This window comes from Mucilaginibacter rivuli, from assembly GCF_019391655.1.
Lineage (GTDB): Bacteria > Bacteroidota > Bacteroidia > Sphingobacteriales > Sphingobacteriaceae > Mucilaginibacter > Mucilaginibacter rivuli.
Window position 1 is genome coordinate 94,175 of record NZ_JAHXPQ010000005.1, and the last position, 13,805, is coordinate 107,979.

A 13,805-nucleotide genomic window follows, 5' to 3' on the forward strand; every position below is an offset into this window, starting at 1 on the left:
GGTCTGCCAAGAAAAAAAACAATAGTCTAAAAAGGTATTACAAGGTAAAAATATTTTACAGCATTACTATTAATTATATATTATTAAAATAACAGAAACAACAAAATCGTACAAAATCGTTAGCCCGATATCCATTTCCCAATAACCGGGATCTTATTCACCAAATAAACCAGTAAAGACGTCAACATAAAACAAATAAGTGCCGTTACGGGAATGCTGAATATTGGCGTAAATAATTTAAAGGTTAAACCCGCGTATTGATCCAGTAAGGTCAAAACCAAGGCATGGCCCAGGTACATTCCGTAAGAATATCTCCCGCAAAAATCCCTTATATTAACCATAAATCCGGGTAGCTTTGGCTTTGATAACCTGGCAACCATAAAAATACTCACTGATATGATCACTATTGGTGGACTAAGCGGTTCGTACATTAGTGTACTTATCCCATTGTAATGATCAAACAGCAGGTATGTGCCAAGCGCGGTTAAGCCCAGGGCAGCAAAGAATAAAATCCACATGCAGCTTTTAAGGTACCTTATTTTAAAATCTTTATTGGCAAGGTAATGCCCAAGTACCAGGTAACCGATAAAACCTTCAAAATACCGCAGATCAAGCTGTGGCTTAAAGCGCGACAGGTAAGGCTGATCCAGCATCATCACCACAAACCAAACCAGCAAAAAGTAAAGCACCTCTTTTTCGGTAGCTGCGCGAATGAACTTGTTTAGTATAGGGATGAAAAGGTAAAGGCCTATCAGCATATACACATACCACAAATGGTAGGAGCTTTCGTACTTTAAAAAGTGTAACACCTGTTTGGTAGTGAGCCACCAATCGCCACTGTAATCCACCTGTTCATCATAAAACATATAGGCTACATAAACCAGGCTCCAAAATAGAAAGGGTATTATTATACGGCTTAACCGGCGTTTTAAAAAATCGCCTAATTCGTACTCCCGCCCCAACAGCAGCGCGCCGCTTATCATTACAAAAACAGGTACCGCGAAACGGGTGAGCGAATTATAAAGATCGCCAACCAACCAAAGCGATAGCGGCCCTTTATGAAACTGTTCCATCACGGGCGATGTAGTGTGCAGCATCACTACCGCAAACAAGGCAATTACCCGCAGGTTATTTATCCAATCTAATTGTTGGGGTTTTGAGGCTGGCATGCATCAAAATAACGCATTATTTCAAAATAAATCTTTCTTCATTTTCATTTCATGTTACGGTAATAGGTTTGTATCGTAATCTAATCACAAGCCAATTAATCAAATTATTCATATAACCTAAAAACACACACATGAAAAAGTTAACCAAACTCCACTCCCTGTTATTCTGCGGCCTTGCAGCACTTACCGTTCTGGCATCATGCCAAAAGCAATCATCGTTAACAAGTACTGATGATTCGGCATTTGCCAATGCCATACAAGTTTCCCTCGCGGGCACAACCACCATTGCCACTACTGCCTTAAACGGTACTATAACAACTACACCTATAACCACCACCGGCATTTTTATAATCAAATGTTATAAAAACGGCGATAAAAAAGATTCGGTAACTTTTGCCAGTCTGCCAACTGCAATAGGTACTTACTTAACTGCTAACTATGCAGGTTATACATTTCAAAAAGCGTTTAAAATATCTACCGCTGCCGGCGCTATTGATAGCTATGCAGTAGTAATAAACTTTAACGGCAAGCCTGTTGGCTTAAAGTTTGACGCCAGCGGCAATTTTGTACTGGTATTTGAACAACGCGAGGGCCACGACCTGAACGATGATAAAGGCTGGCACAAAGGCGGCTGCTTTGGCAACCGCGATGGCGAGCACCATGATACCCTTGCGGTAACCGCATTGCCGGCAACCATCAAAACATATTTTGCTACCAACTACCCAACAGATACTCTGCTGCATGCCGCTGTAAATTTTGATGCCACTTATGTTGTGATCAGCACCAATAAAGGCTTGTTTGCTACAGCATTTACATCTGGCGGTACATTTATTACCAGGGTACAGTTATTCCCGCATCCCGAAAAACATACCACCATTGCCCAAAGCGCTTTGCCTGCAACGGTTAGTACATATTTAACCGGCACCTACCCTGCCTACGTTTTCAACAAGGCATTTGTTGAAAAGAGCAGCACCGGTACAGTACAAGGCTATGTTGTTTTGATAACAGCTAATAACACCCGTATAGCTGTTGCATTTGATGCTACGGGTACTTTTGTTAAGAACGTTGTATTACGTTAGTTAAATAAATGTGAAGTTGATTGTTAACCCGGTGTGCCCTTTACAGGGCCTCCGGGTTTTTTCTATGTGCATTTATAAGCTTTTTAAGTAATTTTAGCGTTAACAATAATGTGGCATTATTTAATTGATGATAATTTGAATAAATTTTACGCTCCTGTTTTGGCATGTTAAGGCGGTTACCCTATATTTTTATTGCACTGCTGTTAGCAGCACGCCTGTCATACGCTCATACCGCTGTGCCGGGGGTGCGTAGCTATGCCCCTGATTTGGCACCGGGTATACAAAATTTATTTACCACGCCTGTTTTTAATAACGATACCACAAAAGTTAAGCATACCCCACAAAACCGCATGGATGTTTTAGACCGCGGTGTGATAAAAGAAGTACCCAAAACCAAACGCCAGCCAAAGCCCGAAATAATAGCGCCTGCTGATACATCCAACAAAAATAAACCACGCAGTAAACGGCGCCCTGAAGGTGTTGAGCGGCCGCCTGATATTATAAGAAGGAACAACAACTAAACCTAAACCATTATGAAATACTTAGTAACACTACTCTTTATTGTTGCCTGCCGCCCGCTAACCGGGTTGGCATTTGCAGGCGCAGTTTCGAATGAAAAAGGTATTTATCTGCTTACCGATACCGGCCAGGCTACGTCGGTAAAAAAACAATCGGTATCAGCAGGGGTAAACTACGGTACTAATGCCAGTTTTTTTGGTCGTACAAGCCCTGTAACATATCCGTATTTAACTACCGATGTGATATACAATACTAAATTTGGCCTTTTTGTATACGGCTCGGCATGGAAGGTGATTGGCTCGCCGCCTGCCTTTGATGAGTTTGATGTGGGTGGCGGCTATAATTATAAGCTTAACAACGATATAAAAGGCACCATAAGCTACACCCATTTCTCGTTTAATGATAAGGCGCAGATCATTAAATCGGCCTCATCGAATGATATCAATTTTAAAAATAGTTTTGATTGGCACCTGCTTAAAACCAGCATAACCGCCGATTATTTATTTGGTAAAAGCAATGATTTTTTCCTCTCGATAGGCCACTCGCATTACTTTGAAAGCAACTTTAACATTTTTGATGAAAAAGACTATATCACTTTTGAGCCATCATTTAACATGATATTTGGCACACAAAACTTTGTTGAGTATTTCTCCAACCAACATGGTTTTTTTGACTATAAAGAAGACCCTAATAAGCCACACGGTATACAGCCACTGCCTAATGATTACTCTGTAAAAAATACACAGTTTAACCCATTGAACTACAACTTCAGGTTCCCGCTGGCTTATAACAGACCGCATTACACTGTGGAGGCTGCTTATAAATATTCTATCCCGGTAAATGTGCAGGGCTCATTGTTCAATGCCAATACCTCGTTTTTTAACTTAACTTTCTACTACCTTTTTTATTAAGCACGATATGAATGTACTTATCATTGAAGATGAAAAATCACTGGCAAAGGAGTTAGAAATTTTCCTGTCGACTAACAATTACCTCTGCGAGATCTGTTATAACGGCAAAACGGCATCCGAAAAAATAGCTATTAATTTATACGATTTTATATTGATAGACCTTGGCCTGCCCGATTATGAAGGCCTAGACCTGTTAAAAGAAGCCAAAAAACATAACCCCGAAGCAGCATGTATCATATTAACGGCCCGCGCCGAAGTGTACGATCGTATTAAAGGCCTTGACCTCGGTGCCGATGATTATTTGCCCAAACCTTTCTCCATGCTGGAGTTGCAAAGCCGTATGCAAGCCATTGTACGCCGCAAGTTTGGTTTAAAGCATACCATTGTAACCTTAGGCAATTTTGTGATAGACCTGAACGACCGCACCATCAGCCATAACAGTACCGAGGTAAGTACCATTACCAAAAAAGAGTTCGACCTGATTGCTTACCTCATCATGAATAAAAACCGCACGCTTACCCGCCCGCAGCTAAGCGAGCACATTTGGGGCAGCCTGGTAAATGATGATTACGATTCGAATTATATTGATGTGCATATTAAAAACATCCGCAAGAAGCTGAGCGCCTTTGCCCCGCCCGATTGGCTTGAAACTGTACGCGGCCTGGGTTATAAAATTAAAATGAGCTAAGTATTTTGAAACTGCAAACCAAACTTACACTGTTTAATGCCATCTCGAAGCTGGTAATAGTGATATTGTTTGTTTTATTGTTGCCTACCCTTATTAAAAACATTAACCAAACCTATAACGATAACCGCATGCGTAAACAGCAGGACAAGGTTATGCAGTTAATTAAAAGCCAAGGCATTGGTTACTACATTCAAAACGGCGAAGGTTATGGTAGTTATACCCTGCTAAAAGAAGAATACATTAGTTTGGATGAGGCCGACTCTTCACTGAGTATAGATACCATAAGTAACCACAAACGGCTTGTTGAGCGCGATACCATTGAATACCGTATATTAAGCCATACGTTTAAAGCAGGCGGCAAAAACTACCTGTTAGAGGTGGGCAAAAGTGTAAATACCGTAGGCGAAACCAATATTGCCTTACAAAGTATAGCATTAGAGGTTTTACTGGGCATGATATGCCTTACCATATTGGCCGATCTTTTTTACTCAAACTATATTTTAAAACCGCTGGGCCTCATTATTAAAACCAAGCTGATAGGAAACAAGTTCCCTAACTTTGGCTCGTATAAAAAGGTACGGACCACTACTTCCGATTTTCAGTATCTCGATAAAAGTATACACGAAATGATACAGGCTATCGAGGGCGCGTTCCACAAAGAGCGTGAGTTTATATCAAATGCATCGCACGAACTAATGACCCCTATCTCTATCCTGCAATCAAAGATAGAGAACATGTTTAACCGTGATGAGATTAGCGACGATGTAAAGGTACGCCTGCTGGAAATGCAAAAGATACTGAACCGCTTAAAGAGCATTACCAAAACCCTGCTACTGATATCGCAGATTGAGAACGCACAGTTTTTAAAGGAAGATACCATTGGCATTAAAAACCTGGTTGAAGCAGTTTACCAGGAAATATCCATCAGGCTTGAAGAAAAAAACATCGGGTTTAAAATACTGATAGCAGAAGATTTTACCCTCGAACAGGTAAACAGGTTTTTATTGTTCAACATGTTTTTTAACCTGGTAAACAACGCCATAAAATACAATAAAGTTAATGGCGATATTACCATTAAAGGCTTTAAAGAAGCCGACAGGTTAATTGTGCAGGTAACAGACAGCGGCATTGGTATTGCCGAAGAGCAGGTCTCGTTTATTTTTAACCGCTTTAAAAAGTTCCGCCAATCAATGGAGCAGGAAAGTTTTGGTTTGGGATTGCCTATTGTAAAATCAATTGCCGATTTTCATGGCATTGATATTAATGTAACATCAACTATAAATGAGGGTACTACTTTTACCCTGCACTTCCCGCCTGCCGAAGTTTAATAGCTAACCTTATTGTGCCGAAGCTTTTGCGGCTTCTTCTTTGGCTTTGGCTTCTCTTTTGGCTTTATCTTTAAAAATACCTTTTAATAAAAAACTGTGCTGAACAGCTTCCAGGTCGTCATTTAACTTAATCGAGCTTTGTTGCAGGTAATCTAACGTACTTTTTACCTGTGCCGCGCTTTTAGGGTCGTTTAATAAAACTCCCAGGGCATTATCAGTAGTATTGAGTTTGTTGCTTGCGCGATTCAGGTTTTCAACCATTGTACCCGCGTTTGTGGTAGCTTTTTTAAGTTGTGCTACCGATGCCTGTAATTGGTTAAATACGCTGGTGTCCGTCAGCATTTTATCTGCCAGGCCGCCTTTGGTATTCATCTTATCCGAAAAACGGTTCAGCTCCATCGCCATTTTTTGTGTGCTTTGGGTAGTGGCGTTCAGGTTAGTTACAATGCTCCTGAATTTGTATGTCATAGCCGAATCTGTGAGCAATGCACCAACCAGCCCTTTTCCTTTTGCAATGTTATTGCTAATGTTTTTAAAGTCGGTAGTGATCACCAGCAGGTTTTCGTTATTGCGTTGCAGGGTTTTCATAATATCGTCTGTAGACATGAGCTTCTCTGTCTGTACCCTATCGCCATCTGCAATAATAGGTGCCTGGGGGCTTCCGCCATCTATCACAATGATCTTATTGCCGATCAAACCATCCGAACTGATACGCACACCCGCGTTGCGGTGGATATATTGCTGTATGTTCTGATCAATTGACATTTGTACCTCCACCTGCGATACTCCTGTAAATTTCATATTACTGATCGTACCTACCTTAACACCAGAAAACCAGATGTTATTTCCTTTTTTCAAACCGGCAACATCATCAAAAATGGCGATCACTTTAAAGTTCTTTTCAAAACTTTTTTGTTGCCCGCCCAATATAAATATACCTAATACAAATATGAGCACGCCGAGAAATACGAATATCCCAACAATGACAGCACGTTTGCTTTCTTCTTTTTCCATGTCTTTTATTTAATAAAATTATAATCAAAAAATGGTTTAACCCGGTCATCATCCGTATTAAACACCTCGTCAAAACTACCCTGCCGCTCAAACTTACCGCTCAGTAAAATAGCCATCCGGTCGCCGGTCGCTTTGGCGCAGGTCAAATCGTGGGTAATGATGATTGACGATGTTTTATAACGCTGCTGAACCTCATTTATCAGGCTGTTAATTTCTATACAGGTTATAGGGTCCAGGCCAGCTGTAGGCTCATCATAGAGCATAATTTCGGGATTTAATATCAGTGTACGTGCAATACCTATACGTTTACGCTGCCCGCCCGAAAGCTCTGCAGGCATCTGGTTAATGGCCTGCTCCAAACCAACGGCCTCCAATACGGTCTCAACGGCCTTATCTATTTCTGCACGGCTCAAATTCTTTTTGTTCCGCACCAGCGGAAACTCCAGGTTCTTCCGCACCGTCATACTATCATACAAGGCACTGTTCTGGAATGAAAAACCTATCCGTGTACGAATCTCATTTAATTCCTTATCGGTGATATTTTTCATATCCTTACCCAACAGGCTTACCGTACCCTCATCAGGTTTTATTAAGCCCGATATGATCTTTATCAGCACCGATTTACCCGTGCCCGAACGGCCAAGCACAACCAGGTTTTCGCCCTGGTAAAGTTCAAGGTCAACACCGCGCAGCACCGCGTTACCATCAAAAGATTTTGTTAACCCTTTGATGCTGATCACAGCATTTTTATAATCGATAGCGGCCTTCGCTTTTTTCATAACCTATCTAAACCAACCAAATATCTGTACAATAATAACCTCTTCAATAAACACCAGGAACATGGCCGTAACCACCGCCATATTTGCTGCTTTACCTACACCCTCGGTACCCTTGGTAGAGTTATAGCCCTGGTAACATCCCACCACACCAATAGTAAACCCAAAAACAATTGATTTTGCCAGTGACGATGTAAAATCGACAAAATTGAGCGGTTCAAATACCTGCTCCATAAAAGTGGTATAACTGGTGCCTTCGTTTTGTGCCACATTCACATAACCACCTATCAGTGCTATTAAACCCGCGTAGGTTGCCAATATTGGCACGGTAATGCTTGTAGCAAGCACACGGGTAACCACTAAATACTTAAACGGTTTAGTGCCCGATACCTCCATGGCATCTATCTGTTCGGTAACACGCATGGAGCCCAACTCGGCACCAATGCTTGATCCTACTTTACCCGCGCAAATAATGGCCGTAATAAGCGGAGCCAATGCGCGCATAATTGCTATCGATACCAAACGCGGCAGCCATGATGTTGCCCCAAACTCTGATAAGGATGGCCGCGACTGCTTGGTGAATATCACCCCGATAATGAAAGCCGTAACCGATATAATGGTCAATGAGCGTACCCCAACCTCGTAGCACTGTTTCATCACCTCCTTAAACTCATAAGGCGGAAAGAAAACTTCTCTGAAAAACCGGGCTACAAACTGGAAAACCTTATAAAAATCAATAAATACACTAACCAGCCAGCGTTTTATGGCCGGGTCTTGTTTGGGTGCAGGTTCTATTGCGGTAGTGTTCTTATCCATTTATCAGGGGTGGCGTATTGTATTGCTTGTTTAACCAAATAACAATACAAAAGTTTAAGTTATTGTTAATTACCGTTCAAATAAGTGTTAGTAATATATTAGTAATCAAATATTTCAGGACAGTTGTTTTTCTATAACGCCTAATTGCTATAGTTGCGGTAATTAATATATCTGTTTTTTGCGCCGCTAAATTAAGCCGATATTTAATAGAATTGTTCGGTTTCGTGTCAAAAAAAAATATCCTGTGGCAGTATTTACTTTAATTGTGCATATTGCGGCATGTCTGCCATAAAGCTGCCTTTCCGTAAACAAATTGCCTATGCAGCCGGTATGATGGGTTGGAGTATCATGACGAATGTTATCATCGTAATGCTCCCCTACTTTTACCTTCCTCCTTCAAACTCAGGCTTAATGCCGCTTGTGCCGCAGCTAATGGTATTTGGCGTGTTAAACATTATGTCGGTTATCGCGGCATCGGGCCGTATGATAGATGCTTTTTACGATCCTTTTTTAGCACAACTGAGCGATAAAAGCGATAACCCCAAAGGGCGACGCACCCCGTTTATGCTGAAGGCCATCATCCCGGCAGTACTATTTTGCTCGCTAACCTTTTACCCGCTAACGCATACCGAAAGTTTGAATAACGCCGTTTGGATAGCGGTTACCCTGGCCGGCTTTTTTATTGCCGCTACAACGTATATCATCCCATATAACGCGCTATTGCCCGAGATGACGGATACCGCAGCCGAAAAAATAAAACTCTCCTCGTGGCAACAGATCGGCTTTGTATTGGGTATTATATTTTCGGCATTGGTAAATAACTTTGCCGACCTGATACAACACTTATTTAACGTACCCAACCGTACCAATGCCCTGCAATACACTATTTGGGGACTGAGCATTTTTGCAGGGCTGATTATGCTGATACCCGTTCTTTTTATTGATGAAAAGAAATACTCCAATAGTAAACCATCGCATCTGCCTTTGTGGCCCGCCATACGGGCAACATTTGCTAACCGCAATTTTAAATACTACCTCATATCCGATTTTTCGTACTACATGGCGCTGAGCATCATATCCAGCGGTTTGTTGTTCTTTATAAAGGTATTGCTTGGCCTGCCCGAATCGCGCGGGGGAATATTGATGGGGACCATGGTTTTGGTATCTGTGTTGTTTTACCCGCTTATCAATTTCATGTCTATCCGCTTTGGCAAAAAGCCAATTGTGTTGTTCTCTTTTTTGTTGCTGGCGCTGATATTCGTTGCGATATACTTTTTAGGGAGGTTCAACTTATCACCAAACGTACAGATCTATACGCTGGTAATATGTGCTGCTTTTCCATTAGCATCATTGGGTATATTGCCCAATGCCATACTTGCCGAAATAGCCCAAACAGATGCCGAAAAAACCGGCGAAAACCGTGAGGGAATGTTCTTTGCTGTGAAATATTTGTTTGTAAAATTCGGGCAAACCTTAGGTATCGCCCTGTTCGCTTTCCTCACCGTTTATGGTAAAGACCCCGGCAATGATTATGGGCTGCGTTTAAATGGCTTATGCGGCTTTGTATTGTGCCTGCTGGCATTTTTGGTATTTACCCGTTTTCGGGAATTAAAACCCGCAAAGAAATAGGCTTACCACTCCGTATTATTCGGCCTTGTGTATACCAAATGCATTACGTTAATATTGCGCATTGCAAAAGCGGCTTCGCAATAGCATAAGTAATAGTTCCATTTACGTACAAAGGTATCATCAAAACCTAATTTTTTGGCTTTGGCAAGGCTGGCATTAAATTGTACAAACCAAAGCCTGAGGGTTTCGGCATAGTGCAGGCCAAGGTCTTTAAGGTCAACAAGCGTCATATCGCTGGTGCGGTTAATAGCTCCGTTAATTGCCGCTACCGATGGCAGCAACGAGCCGGGGAATATATGCTTCTGTATCCAATCCACACCTTTACGCAGGCTTTCATAGCGCGAATCGGGACTGGTAATTACCTGTATGGCTAACAAACCGTTCTTTTTAAGCAATGTATTTACCTTACGGAAATATACGTCTAAAAAAGCATCTCCCACGGCTTCCAGCATCTCTATCGAAACGATCTTATCATAAGTACCCTCAAGTTCGCGGTAATCGCGCAGCAATATCTCTACCTTGCCATCTAAACCGGCTTGGGTAACGCGTTCGCGGGCAAGCTTGGCCTGCTCCTCGCTTATGGTTAATGATGTTACTTTACAGCCATAGTTTTTAGCGATGTAAATAGCATTGCCGCCCCAGCCACTGCCTATCTCCAATACATGGTCGGTAGGTTTAAGGCGCAGCTGCCTGCAAAGGCGTTCGTATTTTGCCAGCTGGGCCTCTTCCAAACTCAAGCCATCTTTATAAAAATATGCTGCAGAGTAGGTCATGGTAGGGTCCAGGAAACTGGCAAAGAAATCATTATTCAGATCGTAATGCTCTGAAATGTTCTTTTTAGAACCGGATACCGTATTTGCTCTTTTATAGTGTGATAGCTTGTTGTATATTTTTAACAGGTTTAACGCGGCACCCTGCACGTTGCTGCCCGACAGGCCCGGCGCGTTCTCTACATTCAATAAAAACCATTTGATCACATTGGTGATATTATCCGTATCCCAAAGGCCGTCAACATAAGCTTCTCCAAAACCGATATCGCCAAATAAAATGCAACGCTTATAAAACTCGGAGTTATTAATTGTAATGTTTGCCGATAGGTTACTCCCCCCGTCGCCAATTGTTATGACGTCGCCATCATGCAATGTTAATGTCAAATGTCCCAGGGTCATTTTCGACAAAAACTTAATTACAATGTCTTGATAAAAGCTATTTTTTTTAACAAGTGTTAACGCATTTGGCATAATACAGGTTCTTAATTATAAACAATCTACGTAGTTTTTTTTATAAAAGATTTATATTGATTTTTTATTTCGGTTGATAAGGTTTAAAAACATCCTGTTGTAATTCAACTTGATCTGTTTTTTTATGATAAGGCAACTTTTTTAACCACAGCTTAAAAGCCTGCCAATGAATGAGCGTGATAACCTTTATTGTAATGAGCGGGAAGCTGATAAAATAAAGCAGCAGGTTAGCATCGGTTAAGGGTTTACGCACACCGCTCAACGTACTGATAAAAAACCGGTTCCCCTCCTTATCATAATCATCAATTTTGAGCTGTAGCTTTTCGCCGGGCACCTGCAAATCAAAATCGAAATTAGTATCCATATCAATAAAGGGCGATACATAAAAATACTTGGCCGTATTTAGTTTAAAGGTATTCCCACTAAGGGTATCCAAACTTAAAAAATAGGGTTTCATTTCGTGGAAGGTATTTGATACCTCAACAATGGAACATGCCAACTGCTCCTCCTCATTATAACAAAAGTAAAATGACACCGGATTAAACTGATAACCTAATGTAGCCAGGTTAGTGAGCACCATAATACGCCCTTCGCCAATATTTACATCCTGCGTTTCAAGATAAGTTACGATGTGCTCGCGTATGGTTTTAGATGTATCAGGCCGCTCGCGCGGTAGCTGTAAATGATCGCTGTCTCTAAAGTTGAACAGGTTAAACCTGTTACGGCCCATTAGTTTTAGCTTGTTGTGCAGCATGTCAAGTTCATCCAGGTCAAGATAAAACATAAACACCTCGTAATGGAAGCTGTGCACTTTAGGTGCAAGGCGATGGTGCATTACTTTAGCTTTATAAAGGCAGGAGTTCATTTAGGTTATACAGTGCCGTTGATGGTGGATATTTAAATCAATATACGGCTTTTTTTATCAGTAAGATTCAAATATGCCTTTTGTATTTACTCAGCCAGATCATATGCTTAATAAAAAGTAAATTTATTATAGTTTAATGAAACTTTTATATGGTAAATGCGTAAACATGAGTATCTTATCATACAATGAAGCATATTAAAATAATAGAATCAATAATATTGTGCTTGTTTTCGGTATTCGTATTTTCTTGCGCAGTAGCCGAGGAAACAAATTCGCTGCCAGGCTATGCAATGCACGCGGCAAGCCAAGAAATAAAGGCGGATAACTCAAACACAGCACAACCTTCATTATTTAGCGTTACCTCTTACATTTCTATTTCAAAACTGATCTCCTCTATCATTGTTTTTGTTGTTGTAGTATCGCTGATTATTGTATTGGTGGCTTTTATATTGTATAATACATACAGCATCAGGCCGTAATCTATAATTCCGGCAACACCACACTATCATCATAAACAGGTTTTCCCAATAATTGCGAACACAGCTTTACTGCACTGGCAAAGGCATCTTCGTGAAAGCCGTACTTAAAATAACTGCCGCAAAAATATACAGGCCCGTCGTGGTTTAGTTTGTGAAGTTTATCCTGGGCCTGTATGGCAGGCACATCAAACAGCGGATGCTCATAATCTATCTCACGGATGATCTTCGTAGGGTCTATCCCATCGTGCGGGTTAATAGATACAAAATAATTCTTTTTATCACTCACGCCCTGCAGCCTGTTCATCCAGTAAATGGTGCTGGGCACGGGTTTACCATTCTTTGTTTCTATGCGATAGTTCCAGCTTGCCCAGGCCAGTTTGGCTTTTGGCATAATACTTTCATCAGTATGCAGTACCGCTTTATTGTATTGGTATTTAAAGGTTGATAACAGGCGTTTCTCATCGGCGGTTGGTTGTGTTAGCAACGTTAAAGCCTGATCGCCATGTGTGGCGATGATCACCTTATCAAAGGTTTCGGATGTACCGTCAACAGCATGTACTGTGGCTTTACCATTTTCACGGGACACATGCAGCACTTTCTTATTTACAGTTATCTTATCCTTGAATGGTTTGATCAGTATCTCGCGATAGCTCTGGCTGCCGTTTACCGGAGTATACCATTGATGCTGGGTATCCAACCCCAAAAAACCATGGTTTAAAAAGAACCTGATGAGCGTTACCGCCGGGAAATCCAGCATTTGCTCCATCGGCGTGCTCCACACCGCGCTGCTCATGGGAACCAGGTATTTCCACAGCATATCATCGCTGTAGCCAAACTCCTTAATGTACCGCCCTATCGACCAATCCGCGTATTTCGGATCGCCCAGTATCTTCACGCTTTCCTTATTAAAACGACCTATCTGCAGCAGCATTTTAATATATCCGGGGCTGAAGATGTTCTTCCGCTGCGCGAATAAGTGGTTTACGCTACTGCCATTATATTCCAGGCCTGTAGGCGTATGCTGCACGCTAAAGCTCATATCTGTTTTTTTAACGGGCGCGCCTATCTCTTTAAAAAGCTTGCAAAGGTTCGGGTAAGTTTTGTAATTGAACACCATAAAGCCGGTATCCATGTAGATGGGTTTTCCATCTTCAAACAGCGTAACCGTATTGGTGTGGCCGCCAATATAATCGTTTTGCTCGTAAAGGGTAATATCGGCGGTGCTGTTTAAAAAGTGGCCGCAGCCCATCCCGGCAATACCGGTACCTATAATGGCAATTTTTTCTTTCAT

Annotated in this window: 14 protein-coding genes; 7 read left to right on the forward strand and 7 right to left on the reverse strand. The window is 41.5% G+C overall.

Translation table 11 applies throughout. The features are described from left to right. Positions 1-119: 119 nt before the first annotated feature. Entirely contained in the window at positions 120-1,169 is a 1,050-nt protein-coding gene (locus KXQ82_RS13000; protein ID WP_219488829.1) for an acyltransferase, read from the reverse strand. 131 nt (positions 1,170-1,300) lie between these two features. On the opposite strand from KXQ82_RS13000, the gene KXQ82_RS13005 reads away from it, so the two are divergent. The 5 genes from KXQ82_RS13005 (at position 1,301) to KXQ82_RS13025 (ending at position 5,694) form a co-directional block, all read left to right on the forward strand. Beyond that, a complete protein-coding gene (locus tag KXQ82_RS13005) occupies positions 1,301-2,248 on the forward strand; it encodes a PepSY-like domain-containing protein (protein WP_219488830.1) in 948 nt (315 codons plus the stop codon). A gap of 164 nt (positions 2,249-2,412) precedes the next feature. Continuing rightward, positions 2,413-2,769, forward strand: coding sequence for a hypothetical protein (locus KXQ82_RS13010; protein WP_219488831.1), 357 nt, complete (start codon positions 2,413-2,415; stop codon positions 2,767-2,769). Between the two features lie 12 nt (positions 2,770-2,781). Further along, the gene (locus tag KXQ82_RS13015) at positions 2,782-3,678 is read left to right on the forward strand and encodes a hypothetical protein (RefSeq protein WP_219488832.1); all 897 of its coding nucleotides are present in this window, start codon (positions 2,782-2,784) and stop codon (positions 3,676-3,678) included. Between the two features lie 7 nt (positions 3,679-3,685). Further along, complete coding sequence (locus KXQ82_RS13020) at positions 3,686-4,366, forward strand: response regulator transcription factor (protein WP_219488833.1); 681 nt, start codon at positions 3,686-3,688, stop codon at positions 4,364-4,366. 5 nt (positions 4,367-4,371) lie between these two features. Beyond that, positions 4,372-5,694, forward strand: a complete 1,323-nt coding sequence (locus KXQ82_RS13025; RefSeq protein ID WP_219488834.1) for a sensor histidine kinase — start codon at positions 4,372-4,374, stop codon at positions 5,692-5,694. A 9-nt stretch (positions 5,695-5,703) separates the two neighbouring features. On the opposite strand, the gene KXQ82_RS13030 is transcribed toward KXQ82_RS13025, so the two are convergent. The 3 genes from KXQ82_RS13030 to KXQ82_RS13040 are packed head-to-tail and all read right to left on the reverse strand — an operon-like array spanning position 5,704 to position 8,300. Further along, the gene (locus tag KXQ82_RS13030) at positions 5,704-6,708 is read right to left on the reverse strand and encodes an MlaD family protein (RefSeq protein WP_219488835.1); all 1,005 of its coding nucleotides are present in this window, start codon (positions 6,706-6,708) and stop codon (positions 5,704-5,706) included. A gap of 5 nt (positions 6,709-6,713) precedes the next feature. Then, on the reverse strand, positions 6,714-7,487 hold the full coding sequence (locus KXQ82_RS13035) for an ABC transporter ATP-binding protein (RefSeq protein WP_219488836.1): 774 nt from the start codon (positions 7,485-7,487) through the stop codon (positions 6,714-6,716). Positions 7,488-7,490: 3 nt separating this feature from the next. Then, positions 7,491-8,300 carry an MlaE family ABC transporter permease gene (locus tag KXQ82_RS13040; protein ID WP_219488837.1) on the reverse strand — a complete coding sequence of 270 codons (810 nt, stop codon included), beginning with the start codon at positions 8,298-8,300 and terminating at the stop codon, positions 7,491-7,493. Between the two features lie 279 nt (positions 8,301-8,579). Here KXQ82_RS13040 and KXQ82_RS13045 point away from each other — a divergent pair, with 279 nt between their 5' ends. After that, entirely contained in the window at positions 8,580-9,929 is a 1,350-nt protein-coding gene (locus KXQ82_RS13045) for an MFS transporter (RefSeq protein ID WP_219488838.1), read from the forward strand. 2 nt (positions 9,930-9,931) lie between these two features. On the opposite strand, the gene KXQ82_RS13050 is transcribed toward KXQ82_RS13045, so the two are convergent. Beyond that, the gene (locus KXQ82_RS13050; protein ID WP_255563653.1) at positions 9,932-11,098 is read right to left on the reverse strand and encodes an SAM-dependent methyltransferase; all 1,167 of its coding nucleotides are present in this window, start codon (positions 11,096-11,098) and stop codon (positions 9,932-9,934) included. Positions 11,099-11,234: 136 nt separating this feature from the next. Then, positions 11,235-12,035 carry a DUF1365 domain-containing protein gene (locus tag KXQ82_RS13055; RefSeq protein ID WP_219488840.1) on the reverse strand — a complete coding sequence of 267 codons (801 nt, stop codon included), beginning with the start codon at positions 12,033-12,035 and terminating at the stop codon, positions 11,235-11,237. Between the two features lie 185 nt (positions 12,036-12,220). On the opposite strand from KXQ82_RS13055, the gene KXQ82_RS13060 reads away from it, so the two are divergent. Further along, positions 12,221-12,514: a hypothetical protein gene (locus KXQ82_RS13060; RefSeq protein ID WP_219488841.1), complete on the forward strand. Its 294-nt coding sequence runs from the start codon at positions 12,221-12,223 to the stop codon at positions 12,512-12,514. 1 nt (position 12,515) lies between these two features. Here KXQ82_RS13060 and KXQ82_RS13065 read toward each other — a convergent pair whose 3' ends face one another. Next, a complete protein-coding gene (locus KXQ82_RS13065; RefSeq protein ID WP_219488842.1) occupies positions 12,516-13,805 on the reverse strand; it encodes an NAD(P)/FAD-dependent oxidoreductase in 1,290 nt (429 codons plus the stop codon).

Excerpts from the sequence above, each read along its gene's own strand:
- KXQ82_RS13020 (WP_219488833.1), top strand. The coding sequence starts at position 3,686 with ATGAATGTACTTATCATTGAAGATGAAAAATCACTGGCAAAGGAGTTA.
- KXQ82_RS13055 (WP_219488840.1), bottom strand. The coding sequence starts at position 12,035 with ATGAACTCCTGCCTTTATAAAGCTAAAGTAATGCACCATCGCCTTGCA.
- KXQ82_RS13045 (WP_219488838.1), top strand. The coding sequence starts at position 8,580 with ATGTCTGCCATAAAGCTGCCTTTCCGTAAACAAATTGCCTATGCAGCC.
- KXQ82_RS13035 (WP_219488836.1), bottom strand. The coding sequence starts at position 7,487 with ATGAAAAAAGCGAAGGCCGCTATCGATTATAAAAATGCTGTGATCAGC.
- KXQ82_RS13060 (WP_219488841.1), top strand. The coding sequence starts at position 12,221 with ATGAAGCATATTAAAATAATAGAATCAATAATATTGTGCTTGTTTTCG.
- KXQ82_RS13040 (WP_219488837.1), bottom strand. The coding sequence starts at position 8,300 with ATGGATAAGAACACTACCGCAATAGAACCTGCACCCAAACAAGACCCG.
- KXQ82_RS13065 (WP_219488842.1), bottom strand. The coding sequence starts at position 13,805 with ATGAAAGAAAAAATTGCCATTATAGGTACCGGTATTGCCGGGATGGGC.
- KXQ82_RS13005 (WP_219488830.1), top strand. The coding sequence starts at position 1,301 with ATGAAAAAGTTAACCAAACTCCACTCCCTGTTATTCTGCGGCCTTGCA.
- KXQ82_RS13015 (WP_219488832.1), top strand. The coding sequence starts at position 2,782 with ATGAAATACTTAGTAACACTACTCTTTATTGTTGCCTGCCGCCCGCTA.
- KXQ82_RS13030 (WP_219488835.1), bottom strand. The coding sequence starts at position 6,708 with ATGGAAAAAGAAGAAAGCAAACGTGCTGTCATTGTTGGGATATTCGTA.
- KXQ82_RS13010 (WP_219488831.1), top strand. The coding sequence starts at position 2,413 with ATGTTAAGGCGGTTACCCTATATTTTTATTGCACTGCTGTTAGCAGCA.
- KXQ82_RS13050 (WP_255563653.1), bottom strand. The coding sequence starts at position 11,098 with ATGACCCTGGGACATTTGACATTAACATTGCATGATGGCGACGTCATA.
- KXQ82_RS13000 (WP_219488829.1), bottom strand. The coding sequence starts at position 1,169 with ATGCCAGCCTCAAAACCCCAACAATTAGATTGGATAAATAACCTGCGG.